The following is an 11629-nucleotide window of genomic DNA, read 5'->3' as shown; positions in this document are numbered from 1 at the left end:
TTCCCAGCCATGACGGCCGAGGTACCCGCCAACGATGTCGAAGCCCCCGTAGCCGACCTGTCCGGTCACCGTGCCCTGGTGACCGGCGCCGCCAGCGGTATCGGCCGCGCGTGCGCGGAAGCCTTCGCCGCAGCCGGTGCCGAGGTGGTCGTGGTCGATCGCGACGCGGACGGTGCCCGCGCGGTCGCCGACGCCGTCGGCGGCGAACCGGTCGTGGCCGACCTGGCCGAGAGGGACGTGGTGGCGGAGCTCCCGCTGGACGGTGTCGACGTGGTGATCAACAACGCCGGATTCCAGCACGTCGCCCCGGTGCCGGAGTTCGAGCCCGCGGTGTTCGGCTCGATGTTGCGGGTGATGGTGGAGACCCCGTTCGCGCTGGCCCGGGCGGTGCTGCCGGTCATGCAACGGCGCCGCTGGGGCAGGTTCGTGCACATCTCCAGCGTGCACGGGCTGCGGGCCTCCGCCTTCAAGGCCGGCTACGTCACCGCCAAGCACGCGCTGGAAGGGCTGTCCAAGGTGCTGGCCGTGGAGGGTGCCCCGCGCGGCATCACCTCCAACACGATCTGCCCCGGGTATGTGCGGACCCCGCTGGTGCAGCGGCAGCTGGCGGACCAGGCCCGCACCCACGGGATCCCGGAAGAACAGGTGCTGGACGACGTGCTGCTGGCCCGCACGCCGGTGAAGCGGCTGGTCGAACCCGCCGAGGTGGCCAGGCTGGCGGTGTTCCTGTGCGGGCCCGGCAGCGCGTCGATGAGCGGTTCCTCCTACGAGATTTCCGGCGGCTGGACCGCCACCTGACACCACGGCAGACGAGAAGGGATCGGCTATGAGTACGGCGAGTACGTCCAGGCCCGGCCAGCCCGACCGCACCGGAATCGGCAAAGTCGTCGGCGCCAGCATGATCGGCACCACCATCGAGTGGTACGACTTCTTCCTGTTCGGGTCGGCGGCCGCGCTGGTCTTCGGTGACGTGTTCTTCGCCGAGGAGATCGGCGGTACCCAGGGCACGCTGTACGCGTTCATGGTCTACGCCCTCGGCTTCATCGCCCGGCCGCTGGGCGGCATCGTGTTCGGGCACTTCGGCGACCGCCTCGGCCGCAAGAAGATGCTGGTGCTCAGCCTGCTGCTGATGGGCGGCGCGACGTTCGCCATCGGCGTGCTGCCCACCTACGCCCAGGTCGGTGTCCTCGCGCCGGTGCTGCTGGTGGCCTGCCGGCTGATCCAGGGCTTCGCGGTCGGTGGCGAGTGGGGCGGCGCGGTGCTGATGGCCGCCGAGCACGGGCACAACCAGCGCCGGGGTTTCTGGACCTCGTTCGTGCAAGGCGGGGTGCCCGCGGGCAACCTGCTCGCCGCGGGCGTGCTGTGGATTCTGCAGGGCACGCTCAGCGAAGACCAGTTCCAGTCATGGGGATGGCGGGTGTCGTTCCTGCTCAGCGCCGTGCTGGTGGTCGTCGGCCTGTGGGTGCGGCTGACCATCGAGGAGTCGCCGGTCTTCGCCGCCACCCAGGCCAAGCTGGCCGAAGGCGCCGAGCGCAGCCACCAGCCGCTGCTGGAGGTCGTCAAGCACTACCCGAAGGAGATCCTGCTGGCCATGGGCATGCGGCTGGCGGAGAACATCTCGTACTACATCTTCACCGTCATCTCGATCAGCTACCTGAAGGACTACCTGGACACCGACGGCAGCATCGGCACCCAGGCGGTGCTGATCGGGTCCGCGGTGCAGGTGGTGCTGATCCCGCTCATCGGGCTGGCCTCCGACCGGTTCGGCCGCAAGCCGTTCTACCTGGCCGGGGCGGCAGGTGTGGGCGTGTGGACGTTCGTGTTCTTCGGCATGTTGGACACGCTGTCCGGGGGCACGGTGGCGCTGGCGGTGACCATCGGCCTGCTGTTCCACGGGCTGATGTACTCGCCGCAGGCGGCGTTCTTCTCCGAGCTGTTCGGCACCAGTGTGCGCTACTCCGGCGCCTCCATCGGCTACCAGCTGGCTTCGGTGCTCGCGGGCGCGCTCGCCCCGATCATCGCCATTGCGCTGCTGGGTGACGTGAACGACCCGAACCAGGCCGCGGTGGGCATCTACGTGGCGATCGCTTCGGCGCTGACGATCATCGCGGTGCTGCTGTCCCGGGAGACCCGCGGCCAGTCGCTGGAGCACGAGCGTGCCCTGCAGGCCGCCACTGTGTCGAGCTGAGCGCAGTGTCCTGTCACCGGACCCCGGGAGTCGGGAGGTGTCCCGGGGTCGTGGTGTGCCGGGTGGTCGTCACCGGACGGTGTAGCGGAGCCGTGCAGGCCCGGTCGGTTCGGATGACGGGTCGTCGGCTGCCCGGACCGAGGTCCGGCCGTCACGAGTGCGGCTCGCCCGGTGTCAGACGTCGGTGATCTGGGCCAGCAGCGCGTCGATGTCGAAGAACTCTTCCTCGCGGCCTTCCGGCACCAGCTGCAGCGTCATCTCGACGAACTCCTCGGCCTCGGTGCGGTCGAGGAACCACGAGGCGCGGCCCTGGTCGGACTCGACCTGCATCAGCAGCAGCTTGTCCCCTTCGTCCTCGAACGGAACGAACCGCACGTCGCCGATGCCCGCGGGGCCGTGCAGCCCCGCGATGAGCAGGTCGCGGGCGAAGACCCATTCGACCCAGCGGTCCTGGCCCGCTTGGAAGGCGACGGTGACCGAATACGGCTCGTCGGCACGGTAGGACCACCGGGAGAGCACCGGGGTGTGCTCGCTGAGCAGGTTGATGTACCGGTCCTGTCGCACGGAGTTGGCGGGCATCGTCGCGCCTCCTGTTTCTTCTTCGTGCAGGCTTCTTGCTGGCTACACGGATGAGACGCGCGACCATGACGCTTCGGTGGCAAACATCAGCCGATTCGGTGTTTCCCGTCGCACAGGTGTAACGGCGCAGGTCAGCGCGACGATGGCGGCTCCGGGCGGCCGTCGGGGCCGACCCCGTGGAGCGGGACCCCGTGGTGCGGGAGGGGAGCGCACCCGCGCCAGGAAGCGTTCCGCCTCCAGCGGTGGCGTGAACGTCCGCCACGCTTCGGCCGGGATGGTCGCGGCCAAGCGGATCGGGCTCCCGATGCTCATCCGCATGTCGGCCACGGTCAGCCTCGCCGCTCGCCTGACCCACAGCACCCCTCGGTAGATGAGGAAGTGCCGGACGCGCAGCCACGGGTCGGTCATGAACACTCGGTGGACCTCCGGAGTGATGGCGGCGCGGGTGAATTCGGGGTCTTCCGCGGCGACCAGGTGCCGGAATCCGGGAACCCGCTCCAGCTCGTCGGGGTCGAGCGCGGATACCTCGCGTGGCTTCATGTACGCCATGTGGCGGCGGCTCGCGGCGAGCGAGCTGAAGTCCGGTCGGATCATCACCGCGGACACGGCATTTGGATCCAATGCCGGACCTGTTCCCAATACCGAAACCGGGACAACCGGTAGGTCGGCGTGGTCTTGGTCATACCGTCCACGAACTGAATCCCGGGGACGGGGTGGCCGAAACGCTCGGTTTCGACCGCGAGTTCGAAGGCGGCCCGGGGATCGTCATGACGGACGATCCCTGCGGGGATGGCAGCAGGCCGAAGCTCGAGGCTGTCCTTCGCCGTTCTGCGCCACGACACCGGTCTTGCCTGCCCAGCGGCTCATCTAGAGCTTCTGCTGCTGGTGCCGGACGAACCAACCACGATGCCGGCCGTCGGGATGGGGAGTGAGCCACGCCCACGGTCCGCGAACGTTCCGTAGGTGAGCATGTACACGGTGGCCGTCGTCGCGGCGAACCCGCTGATGCTGAGGAAGATCTCTTGCGTCGACGGGGCCGGATCCGGGACGCCAGCAGCAACCCGAGCGCAAGCGCGTAGCCGCCCCAGATGATGACGGCGTCGATGGGCGAGAACTTCACAGTTGCAGGATTACCCGGCTGCTTCCTGTGTACGTCGACTTCGGCGAGAAGCCCGAACTGACGTGACCCGCGTGCAGCTGCTGATGGTGTCGTGGGAAGGCAGCGTCACCTCGGTGACGTCACCGGTTCGGTGCAAGGACACCGTCCGTGGGATCAGCCGGTCCTGCCCGGGTGGCTGGAGCAAGGAGGAGCGCAGTGCTGACGATCGACCGCTGAAGTCTCGGACTTGGTGCAGAAGGCCAACCAGGCAACCGCGGATGTGGTGCAGGCCTCGGTCACGTGAGTGGGGCATCGAGCAGACCGTGAGCTAGCCTAACGATTATGGCGACGGGCACCCGGCGTGTGTCCCGGGTGCGCTCTGCGCTGGCCCGGGCGGTGATCGACACCCGGCCGCTGCGCGTACCGCAGTTTCGCTGGCTGTGGTTCTCCACCGTGGCGACCGCCGTCGGCAGCCAGCTGACCGCGGTCGCGGTGCCGAAGCAGATCTACGACATCACCCAGTCGTCCGGCTGGGTCGGGGTCGCGGGCGGCGTCGGGCTGGTTCCGCTCCTGGTGTTCGGGTTGTGGGGCGGGGCGATCGCCGACGCGGTCGACCGGCGCACGGTGATGCTGGTCAGCAACCTCGGCATCGCGGTGACTTCTGCCTTGCTGTGGGCGCAGGCGGCATGGCGTCTCGACTCGGTCGCGGTCGTGCTCGTGCTGCTCGGCCTGCAACAGTCGTTCGTGGCGGTGAACATGCCGACACGCTCGGCGGCGATCGCGCGCCTGGTGCCCATCGAGCTGGTGCCGACCGCCAACGCACTGAACTTCACCACCTCGACGTTCGGCATGGTCTTCGGCCCGCTGTTGGCCGGTGCGCTCATCCCGGTGCTCGGGCTGCCGACGCTCTACCTGATCGACACCATCGCGTTGGCGATCGCCGCGGTGATGGTCTGGCAGCTCCCCCGCATGCCGCGTGCCGCGGAGGCCACCGGGCGTGCCGGGCTTCGCGACATCGCCGACGGCCTGCGCTACCTCGCTGCGCGCAAGCTGCTGCTGGTGTCGTTCCTGGTGGACATCGTGGCCATGGTCGCAGGCATGCCGCGGGCGCTGTTCCCGGAGATGGCCGAGCGCACCTTCGGCGATCCGCCGGGTGGTGGGGCGGCGCTTGGCTGGTTGTTCGCCGCGATCCCGCTGGGTTCGGTGGTGTTCGGGCTGTTCTCCGGCTGGTTCTCCCGGATGGCCCGCGCCGGGGCGGTCATCACCGTGGCGGTCGTCGCCTGGGGCCTGATGATGGTGGGCTTCGGGCTCGCGCCCACGTTGTGGCTGGCGGTGGTGTTCCTTGCCCTCGGGGGTGGTGCGGACCTGGTGAGCGCGGTCCATCGCAGCGCGATGCTGCAACTCGAGGCCACCGACGAGATGCGCGGCCGCATGCAGGGCGTTTTCACCGTGGTGGTCGCGGGTGGCCCGCGGGTGGCCGACCTCGTGCACGGCTGGGGCGGCGCCGCCGTCGGACCCGCGATGGCCAGCGCCGTCGGCGGTGTGCTGGTTGTGCTCTTGACGGTGGCGATCGTCGTCTGGGTGCCCGGCTTCTGGCGTTACCGGACTCCCGCCGCCGCTGCTTCCGCTCCGCCGTCCGATGCTGTGGAGCAGCGCGATCCGGCGAAGACGTGAGTCATCCCAGCGATCAGCTGAAGATGTCGATGAAGTACTCGCGCGAATCCCAGCGGTCCAGGTGACCGACGAAGGTCAGATGCTCTCTCCGGCAGGAGAGGTGGATCGTCTTCGTCTCGGTGATCTGCCCGTTGTGGCGGGGTGATCAGGCCGAGCGCTGCCGGGTCGTCGGAAAGCTGAGCCGGTGTGTGTTCCTTGAGGTGGTCGGCGAGCTCTTGGGTGAGCCGGCGGACGTCCGCTTCGCTGCGGGTGGTCACCACGGTAAGCGTGTCGACGTGCTTGTTTTCCGGCATGGCCGGATCACGTCGACCCGGCCCTGCTTCCCGGGCGATCGGCGGCGGATGGCCCCGACGATCCACTGGACGAGGAGTTCGCAGCCGAGCAGGACGGCCAGGACGACCATCACCACGAGCCGGATGGCCAGCTCCACCAGGGTGAGGAGGAGCAGCACGATCCCCAGAGTCGGGTACAGCGCGAACAAGACGGTGCCGAACGGCAACAGTGCCCAGCTGCGCCCGTCGGGCAGCCGGTCTCAGGAGATGCGCCGCCAGCCGGAGGGGTACTCCCGCATGCTGTCGTCCGGCGATGCCGGTCGCGGTGCAGGCCGTTTCGGGGTGACTTCGGTGTAGCGGCGGTTCCTCAGCCAGAGGATGCCAAAGGCTGCGTGCGCCGCTGCCATGGCGAGATGCGGTGTTCGATCTGCCATTTCGCCCCGCAGAGTCGGCCGTAACAGCGTCGGTCGGCTCATATGGATCTTGATCTCAAGAACCAGGCTCGCGTGCCGTCGCGGTCCAGCTTCCCGGCAAGAGTGACGTATCCCTTTCCCCCGCCAAGGTGCACGGTTTTCCTGTCGGTGATCCACCCATGATGGTGGGCGATCAGGCTGCGCGCACCCGGATCGTCGACCAGATCCACAGGTGCATGGTGGATGAGGTAGGCGGCCAGTGCTTGGGTGAGGTTGCGTGCTTCGGGTTTGCTCTGCGTAGTGACGACCCAAAGGGTGGCGATGCACTCGTTCTCCGGCACGGTCCGGAGCACGTCGACCCGTCCTGGCCGGTGCGGTGTGAGCATGCGTATGGCACCGACGACCCACTGAATCACGATCTCGACGGCGGCGAAGATCGAGACGACCAGCGCGAGGGAGAACCGGATGGTTCCTTCGACCACGGTGAGGACGATCAAGAAAGCAGCGTAGACGCAGGCCAGAACGGCCACCAGCGCGGCAACGGTGATGGCCACCAAGATCGACTTGAGGTCGTCCGACGACTCCTCCTTCGGCTCCTTGGTTGCCTCGTCGTCCTTGCGGCTGGCTGGGGTGTCGCCCTTGTCCGGGGGCGGTGGTGCTGGGCGCTTCGGTGTGACCTCGCTGTAGCGGCGTGGCGCCCACCAGACGATCGCGATCGGCTGAATGAGGCGTCGCCAGGGCGCGATGCGGTACTCGACCTGCCACTCGACGTTTGCCGGGTCCTTGATCTTCAAGGCGGGTCGGAACAGCGTCGGTCGACGGGCTCGCTGTGGTTGCTGCGTGGTGGTCATGGCTGTGTCTGCTGATCGATGTGGTCGGCCGTCAATGACGAGACGGGTCCACCGGTCACGGGAAAACCCCGTTCCGCGCCATGCCGCAAGAGCGTCGGCCGGCGGATTCTCGTGGTTGCCGTGTGGTGGTCATTCCTCGTCCCAGGAGAACGTCTGGAATATCTCTTTCGCCAGGCCGGAAACGTGGGCCCAGTCCTCCGCGTTGTTGCTGCTGACTTCGATCACAGCGGTCTGCGGCAGGTTCGGGGAGGGGATCCAGGCGCTGAGGCTGCGGGAAGTCACCGTCACCGGGCCAGCCGGGGTGTCGTGCCGTGACGAGTGGGCTGTCTCCACCAGAACGGCTTGTCCGGCAGGCAGGGTCACCCGTCGGACGTCGTCGAACTTCTTCGCCGCGGAAAGCTTCTCGACCGACTCCAGGGCCTCGGTGACAGCGGAATGGCCGGTCTCTTCCAGATACGTGCTGACCAGGACCATGACCGGCCGAGAAGCTTCCGGCGAGCGATAGATGGCCGCCGAGACGTGAGCCGACCCGGTCACTCCCGCGGCCGCGCCGGTCGCGGCGAGCATGGCTGCTGTCTGCACGCTCCCCTCGGTGAGTTCAGCGGGGTTCTCGACACCGAGGGCCGCTTGCCACTCGTGGGCGAGCTGGATCAGCCGGTCTACCGACGGGGTACGTTCTCTCGGCAGTTCGACGAAACCTGCCGGCAACGTCACCGAACAGCTGGCGGATTCCATGCAATCGTTCCGTTCTCGATCGTGCCGTCAGCTTCTTTCCACCTTGTTGTCAGGCGAGTCAAGCGCCTCCCTCAGGCTGTCTCGGATCGGGTCGCCCACCTGTTCCCGGAGCTCTTTCTTGAGTGGATCGACGATGTGCTCCTGGAATTTCTCTTTGAGGGGATCCACCACATGTTCCTCGATCTTTTCTTTGGCGAAGTCTTTGACTTCGTCCATCGCCATGTCTTTCAGCGTTCCATAAGTGGCGCCGACAAGACTTCCCGCTGTGGTGTCAGGGTTGACGTTCGCCTTGATGCCTATCCGGTTCAGGTGCTTGTTCAGGCTTGCGACGTTGTCCAGGTGCGACTGTCGCGCGGTGTCGTGAATGATTTCAGATACTTTCCCTTTGCTGAGGTTTCGTGCCAGGTCATTGATGTTCGAGTAGTCGGCGGGCTGGATCTTCTTCAAGCCGACTTTTCGGAGGGTGTTCTTGACGGCCGTGTAGGCAGCGTCCTCGACCGCGTCTTCCACGGCGGTTTGCAGGCCTGAGATGGTTCGGCGGATGGTGCCACGGTTGGCCCACTTCACCGTCTTCGCGCCGGCCGTGCCGGTGTTGCCGAGCTTGGCGAACTTGCCGAGTTTTCCGCCCGGGAACGCGCCGAGCGCGTCCATCCCGATGTCGGCCCAGGAGACGTTCGCGCCTCCCGCCTTGGCGAGCAGTCTCGTTCCGGCAGCGGCGGCACTGAGGCCGGCAGCTGCCGCGGCCGTGACCGCGTTCACGCCCGGGATGAAGGCCGTGGCCAGGGCGAGTGCGCCCGCGACATCGGAGAGAAACGACAGGCAGTCGCCGATCTTGGCCAGTACGTCCGAGACGTCCGAGAGGAAGTCTCCGATGGCGTCGCCGATGTCGGAGAAGAAGTTTCCGATGGACTCGAGGATGCCGCTGACGTCGATCCATGGCAGGTCCGGGGCGATCTCCCGTGCCCGGTCGAGGGCGGCCGCCACGCGGATCGCCTCGTGGTCGTGCTGTTCGCGCAGTTGCTCGGCTCGGCGGCGGATGTCCTCCAGGTTCGCCCGGGCTCTTTCCAGCTCCGCCTGGGCGGCGTAGAGCCGTCGCTGCGCATTCTCCAGCTCCGGGCCGAGTTCGAAGATCTGGTCGACCAGGCCGAGGTCGGGATTCGCCTCCGCGCGGATGAGGTTGGCCATCGCCTTCGCCGCCTCGGCCTCCAACGACGCCGCTTTCCGCTGCATCTCGCCGAGGTCCTGTGCCCAGCCGGACAATGCCGAGGACGCGTCGTTGAAGGAGCTGTTCGCTTTGTCCAGATACTCCGGGAGTTCTTCGACGGTGTTCGCGAAGGCTTGCGCAGCCGTCCCGGTCCAGATTCCTTCCGATTTCCCCAGATTCTTCAGGTCCGTGTACGCCTCGCCCAGATCGCGAGCGATGTCCGAAAGGCAGTCGGCCAGAGTGTTGATCCGTTCGATGCTGCCGGGTGCCGGGTCGAATCCGAGCGCGAGAAACCCGGGCCGATCGATGTTGCCGGGTGCCGGGTCGGAGCCGAACGTGGAATCGAACATGGGATTCAGCTCCGCCATCACTCCCCCTCCAACCGGCGGGCGATGATCGAGTCGCCCGGGTCCGGGCCGGCACCTGCGACGTAGCCCTGCTGGCCCCCGCCAAAGGTGTCGCGGATGCTCTCGTCCAGCTCGCGGTAGACCCGGATCGCCTTCCGCAGGCCTTCGACGATGTCCCCGGTGAGGTCGCCGATCTCGTCGATGCCGTCTTCCCAGTCGTCCTGGAACGCCTCGGCCGCCCGGTCCAGCCGGGGATGCCCCAGGTCGGAGCAGCTGGCGTCGCGCAGCCGATCGGTGGCCCTGGTCATGCGCTCCTCGGCGTGCTCCAGGGTGTGTGCCAAATGGCGTACTTCGGACAAATCGATGCTGAATCCGCCAGCCATCGGTAGTACCCCCTCGTTCTCCCTGCGCGCGAGAACAACACACGGCGAAAGCGCGTGCAACCGAATCCGGCGAAGTCAGCCCATCAGGTTCATCACATCCCGGCCGGGTCGACTCAGCGTGGTTCAGCCACGGTCACGCGGGGAAAAATCGGTCGGACGACGGTTCGATTCTTCGGATACTGAACGAGTGAAGCGCGAACAAGCGGAGTACGAGTGGACGGCCTACCCGTTCGGGTTGAAGGCCTCATGGCGCCTGGTGCTCGGCGTTCCGCGGCGCGTGGTCGACGCGGTGCGGTGGAACCGCAGTGTCATCCCGACCTGGCGTAGCTACGTCGTGGCCGGCCTTGTCGGCTTGGTGCTGGGGCTCGCCCTGTACTTCGCGTTCGCGTGGCCATGGTGGCCGTTCCCGGTCGCTGCGCTCGTCGTCACCGCGATCGCGTTCGCCGCGACCGCATTGACTTCGCCCGCAGCGCGCAGCAACACGGCAAGGGACCTCCGCGAGGCCGTGACGATCTCACCCGAACGTGCCTACCTGCGTCGTCGGCTGGACCAGGTGAAGCCGTACCTCAAGGCCGATGTGCCGATCTACGGCCTGCAGCCGGAATGGCAGGGCCTGCGGTATTTCGGTCTGTTGGAGGACGACGGTCGCCAGTTCGCCGGCTGGGGATTGACCCATCGGCTCGAGGACCCCGCGGAGCCGGAGCTCGAGGTGATCACGTACCGGACGCCGGTGTCGCGTGGCGAAGCGGTCGTCGAGGTCGCGGCGTCGGGTGATGACGACTTCGACGACCTGCTCGAGCGGTCGGAGGGGCAGTGGCGGACCCTCGTGGTGACGGTCGACGGCGAGGCGAGTGAGTTCTCCCTGCTGGCCCACCAGGACGAGTGGTGGGCGTATCGCACCATTGGCGGGCGGGGCGTCCTGCTGCACGGCATGCAGGGCTATCCGCGAGAAGGCATCGAACTCGCCCGCGTCCAGGACTTCACCCCCTACCTCGACGGCCACGTCGAGATGCTTCGCCGGCTCGGCACGGCGTAGTTCGGGTGGTTCGGCCATTGGACGATCGCGTCGTCCCGCGTGTTGGCGATCCGAAACGTTTCCCGGTCACCAGTGGCGTGTGGGAACCCGGGGCGGAAAGGCGTCGTCGGACCGAGTGCACAGTTCACGAACGGGGCATGATGAAACTGCGGTGGTCATGGCATCCAGCTGACCGTTGTTCGTGGTCGCGGTGGGTTGCACCTTTCGTGTTGGGGCTGGCTGTTCTGGCGGGGTGTTCCGACGGCGGTGCGCATGGCGAGGTCGATCCGCTCGACGCGCCGGAGGTCACGACGCCGCTCGATCCGGCGGATTTCACGGACAACCCGTGTCGTCTGGTCCCGGAAGAAGTGTTGCGGGAAAACGAATTGTCGCCGGAGGGGAAGCCGAACCCGGACTACAGTGAAGATCTCGGGAAGTTCGAGAAGTTCAAGGCGCCGGGGTGCACGTGGAACGCCGAAGGGCTTCGCGTGTACTTCGTGACCCTCCGAATCAGGGACTACTCCGACTCCACCTACAAAGGAATCGCAAACGCCTACCACGGTAAGCAGACCGGCTGGTATCACGACGTGCGGCCATGGCAAGTGCCTGGGCGGCCAGGCAATCCCGCGGTCGTGGCGCAGGATCTCGAGGACGAATCGTCGTGCAAGGCGATTGTCGGGCTGACCAAGGACCTCGCCCTGGAGTTCTTGCTCTTGGATGCGCACAACGACGTCGGCGGGTGTGACCGCACCAAGAGCCTTGCCGAGGCAGCCGTCAAGACGCTGGTCGAACACCACGAAAAGAGCGGCACGTAGCGCTGAGTCGTCGGCTCCTACCGGGCCGCAGCCGGTGGCAGCGCAGGTAGGCGG

12 protein-coding genes are annotated in these 11629 nt (G+C 67.1%); 5 read left to right on the top strand and 7 right to left on the bottom strand.

Annotation, left to right across the window (positions count from 1 at the left end; all coding sequences use genetic code 11):
* Window positions 1-9 precede the first annotated feature (9 nt).
* Entirely contained in the window at window positions 10-798 is a 789-nt protein-coding gene (locus YWY_RS0109060) for a 3-hydroxybutyrate dehydrogenase (protein WP_028847361.1), read from the top strand.
* A 28-nt stretch (window positions 799-826) separates the two neighbouring features.
* Window positions 827-2188, top strand: a complete 1362-nt coding sequence (locus YWY_RS0109055; RefSeq protein ID WP_028847360.1) for an MFS transporter — start codon at window positions 827-829, stop codon at window positions 2186-2188.
* Between the two features lie 174 nt (window positions 2189-2362).
* Here YWY_RS0109055 and YWY_RS0109050 read toward each other — a convergent pair whose 3' ends face one another.
* Together YWY_RS0109050 and YWY_RS0109045 are read right to left on the bottom strand one after the other, a co-directional pair.
* A complete protein-coding gene (locus tag YWY_RS0109050) occupies window positions 2363-2767 on the bottom strand; it encodes an SsgA family sporulation/cell division regulator (RefSeq protein WP_028847359.1) in 405 nt (134 codons plus the stop codon).
* 42 nt (window positions 2768-2809) lie between these two features.
* Window positions 2810-3364, bottom strand: coding sequence for a hypothetical protein (locus YWY_RS0109045; protein ID WP_211227511.1), 555 nt, complete (start codon window positions 3362-3364; stop codon window positions 2810-2812).
* 844 nt (window positions 3365-4208) lie between these two features.
* On the opposite strand from YWY_RS0109045, the gene YWY_RS21055 reads away from it, so the two are divergent.
* A complete protein-coding gene (locus YWY_RS21055) occupies window positions 4209-5540 on the top strand; it encodes an MFS transporter (RefSeq protein ID WP_051310087.1) in 1332 nt (443 codons plus the stop codon).
* Window positions 5541-5793: 253 nt separating this feature from the next.
* Here the strand turns inward: YWY_RS21055 and YWY_RS0109030 are convergent, their stop codons facing one another.
* From YWY_RS0109030 to YWY_RS23200, 5 genes are all read right to left on the bottom strand, one after another.
* On the bottom strand, window positions 5794-6039 hold the full coding sequence (locus YWY_RS0109030) for a hypothetical protein (protein WP_028847356.1): 246 nt from the start codon (window positions 6037-6039) through the stop codon (window positions 5794-5796).
* 245 nt (window positions 6040-6284) lie between these two features.
* On the bottom strand, window positions 6285-7076 hold the full coding sequence (locus YWY_RS0109025; protein ID WP_156899162.1) for a hypothetical protein: 792 nt from the start codon (window positions 7074-7076) through the stop codon (window positions 6285-6287).
* A 129-nt stretch (window positions 7077-7205) separates the two neighbouring features.
* The gene (locus YWY_RS0109020; RefSeq protein WP_028847354.1) at window positions 7206-7811 is read right to left on the bottom strand and encodes a hypothetical protein; all 606 of its coding nucleotides are present in this window, start codon (window positions 7809-7811) and stop codon (window positions 7206-7208) included.
* A 27-nt stretch (window positions 7812-7838) separates the two neighbouring features.
* Window positions 7839-9383: a putative T7SS-secreted protein gene (locus tag YWY_RS23205; protein ID WP_051310086.1), complete on the bottom strand. Its 1545-nt coding sequence runs from the start codon at window positions 9381-9383 to the stop codon at window positions 7839-7841.
* Complete coding sequence (locus tag YWY_RS23200) at window positions 9383-9745, bottom strand: WXG100 family type VII secretion target (protein ID WP_051310085.1); 363 nt, start codon at window positions 9743-9745, stop codon at window positions 9383-9385. The genes YWY_RS23205 and YWY_RS23200 overlap by 1 nt, the downstream gene beginning before the upstream one ends.
* Window positions 9746-9932: 187 nt before the next feature.
* Here YWY_RS23200 and YWY_RS0109005 point away from each other — a divergent pair, with 187 nt between their 5' ends.
* Entirely contained in the window at window positions 9933-10781 is an 849-nt protein-coding gene (locus YWY_RS0109005; RefSeq protein WP_028847353.1) for a hypothetical protein, read from the top strand.
* 206 nt (window positions 10782-10987) lie between these two features.
* Window positions 10988-11575 carry a DUF3558 domain-containing protein gene (locus tag YWY_RS0109000; RefSeq protein WP_028847352.1) on the top strand — a complete coding sequence of 196 codons (588 nt, stop codon included), beginning with the start codon at window positions 10988-10990 and terminating at the stop codon, window positions 11573-11575.
* Window positions 11576-11629: the final 54 nt, after the last annotated feature.

Origin of the sequence: Thermocrispum agreste DSM 44070, from assembly GCF_000427905.1 — a bacterium.
GTDB lineage: Bacteria > Actinomycetota > Actinomycetes > Mycobacteriales > Pseudonocardiaceae > Thermocrispum > Thermocrispum agreste.
Note: the sequence above shows the minus strand (reverse complement) of the source record. Positions and strands in the feature narration are given on the sequence as shown.

What these genes read in the sequence shown, in the direction of transcription:
- YWY_RS0109025 (WP_156899162.1), bottom strand. Translation starts at nt 7,076, where the DNA reads ATGACCACCACGCAGCAACCACAGCGAGCCCGTCGACCGACGCTGTTC.
- YWY_RS23205 (WP_051310086.1), bottom strand. Translation starts at nt 9,383, where the DNA reads ATGGCGGAGCTGAATCCCATGTTCGATTCCACGTTCGGCTCCGACCCG.
- YWY_RS0109055 (WP_028847360.1), top strand. Translation starts at nt 827, where the DNA reads ATGAGTACGGCGAGTACGTCCAGGCCCGGCCAGCCCGACCGCACCGGA.
- YWY_RS0109050 (WP_028847359.1), bottom strand. Translation starts at nt 2,767, where the DNA reads ATGCCCGCCAACTCCGTGCGACAGGACCGGTACATCAACCTGCTCAGC.
- YWY_RS0109060 (WP_028847361.1), top strand. Translation starts at nt 10, where the DNA reads ATGACGGCCGAGGTACCCGCCAACGATGTCGAAGCCCCCGTAGCCGAC.
- YWY_RS23200 (WP_051310085.1), bottom strand. Translation starts at nt 9,745, where the DNA reads ATGGCTGGCGGATTCAGCATCGATTTGTCCGAAGTACGCCATTTGGCA.
- YWY_RS0109020 (WP_028847354.1), bottom strand. Translation starts at nt 7,811, where the DNA reads ATGGAATCCGCCAGCTGTTCGGTGACGTTGCCGGCAGGTTTCGTCGAA.
- YWY_RS21055 (WP_051310087.1), top strand. Translation starts at nt 4,209, where the DNA reads ATGGCGACGGGCACCCGGCGTGTGTCCCGGGTGCGCTCTGCGCTGGCC.